The organism is Staphylococcus devriesei (assembly GCF_002902625.1).
GTDB lineage: Bacteria > Bacillota > Bacilli > Staphylococcales > Staphylococcaceae > Staphylococcus > Staphylococcus devriesei.
In genome coordinates this window covers 1-1,570 of sequence record NZ_PPRG01000091.1, presented here as the reverse complement: position 1 = coordinate 1,570, position 1,570 = coordinate 1, and the positions used below count along the sequence as shown (strand labels likewise).

Annotated in this window: 3 protein-coding genes; 2 read left to right on the top strand and 1 reads right to left on the bottom strand. The window is 28.3% G+C overall.

All coding sequences use genetic code 11. The annotated features are described in order from the left end of the window. Nucleotides 1-59: 59 nt before the first annotated feature. Nucleotides 60-683 carry a transcriptional repressor LexA gene (lexA, locus tag CD147_RS11310; RefSeq protein WP_103167554.1) on the bottom strand — a complete coding sequence of 208 codons (624 nt, stop codon included), beginning with the start codon at nt 681-683 and terminating at the stop codon, nt 60-62. Between the two features lie 143 nt (nt 684-826). Between lexA and sosA the strand changes: the two genes are divergently transcribed. Together sosA and CD147_RS11300 are read left to right on the top strand one after the other, a co-directional pair. Next, nucleotides 827-1,060 carry a DNA damage-induced cell division inhibitor SosA gene (gene sosA / locus CD147_RS11305; protein ID WP_103167553.1) on the top strand — a complete coding sequence of 78 codons (234 nt, stop codon included), beginning with the start codon at nt 827-829 and terminating at the stop codon, nt 1,058-1,060. 138 nt (nt 1,061-1,198) lie between these two features. Continuing rightward, nucleotides 1,199-1,441: a DUF896 domain-containing protein gene (locus tag CD147_RS11300; RefSeq protein ID WP_103167552.1), complete on the top strand. Its 243-nt coding sequence runs from the start codon at nt 1,199-1,201 to the stop codon at nt 1,439-1,441. Nucleotides 1,442-1,570 lie beyond the last annotated feature (129 nt).

Sequence of the window (1,570 nt, the reverse complement as noted above, 5' to 3'; positions counted from 1 at the left end):
AGATGTGTATAAGAGACAGATATATAAGAGAGATTTTAACGAAAGATAACAAATATAGCCTATAATTCTCTATAGAGACCTATTACTTTACCAATAACAGTAACGTTATCTAGGTATATAGGGCTCATAGTAGCATTTTCAGGTTGTAATCTGTAACGATTTTTTTCTTTGAAAAATCGTTTTACTGTAGCTTCGTCCTCTTCAGTCATGGCTACAATAATATCTCCATTTTCAGCAATTGTTTGACTTCTCACAATTACTTTATCTCCATCTAAAATACCAGCTTCAATCATACTTTCACCCACAACATTTAGAATGAAAATATCACTATTATGTGTAGATGTTAAGTGTTCAGGTAGTGGAAAATATTCTTCGATGTTCTCAACTGCAGTAATAGGAATACCGGCTGTGACTTTACCAATTACAGGAACATAAATAGTTTCTTCCATATTTACTGCATCATTTGTTTGTTCGCTTACAATCTCAATAGCTCTTGGTTTTGTAGGATCTCTCTTAATATAACCTTTTTCTTCCAGCCTAGATAAATGGCCGTGTACTGTTGAACTAGAGGCTAATCCGACTGCTTCACCAATTTCACGAACACTCGGTGGATAACCTTTCGTTTGCACAACATGTTTTATATAATCATATATTTCACTTTGTCTTTTAGTTAATTCTCTCATATATAGGCACTCCCTAGTTTTATTTAATTATATTATAGCATTTATTTTATTGTCGAACAAACATTTGTTCGTTTTTGTGTTGACTAGGAACAGATGTTCTGATAAGGTATTAATACAAACAAACGTTCTAGGAGTGGAAATAAATGTTAAACAAATATACTAGTAAATTCATCACAAATATGGTCGTATTAGCAGTGTCATGCATTGTTTTTCTAGTTTTTTTCTTGAATTTATATCATAACTCTCAAACGGAACAAACGTACGAAATTACTGATCATACAATTTCTAAAAAGGCTATTATTAATGATAATAGTAAGAACGTAAAAGAGAAAAATACAGAAAAAAATGACTATAAAGTGTTCGCTTTAGTAGAATAAATATAATATATAGAGATTAGGAATATTTTGCTTTTATAACTAAAGCTTTTGTCCTAATCTCTTTTTTGTTATATTCTATGAAGTAATAAAAATGGTTTAATAAGTGCGTTTTATTTACTTATAGAAAGAGTGGTTGTATTGACTAAAGAAAATTTAAATATAGATAGAATTAATGAATTAGCTCGAAAGAAAAAAGAAAAAGGCTTAACTGAAGCTGAAGCTAAAGAACAATCAAAGTTACGAAAACAATATTTAGAGGCATTTAGAAAAGGTTTTAAAAAACAAATCGAAAGTACAAAAGTAATTGATCCGGAAGGTAACGATGTTACTCCTGAAAAGTTAAAAAGAATACAAGAACAAAATAGAAATCATAAAAAATAAAAATTTATTCTGATATAAAAGATTCCTTATTAGATTGGCATTTTTAATTTTAATAATAAATTTATTTTACGATAATAATGTATAAATAGAATATTTCTATAGTATAAAAGAGTTTGTTCATATTATGAG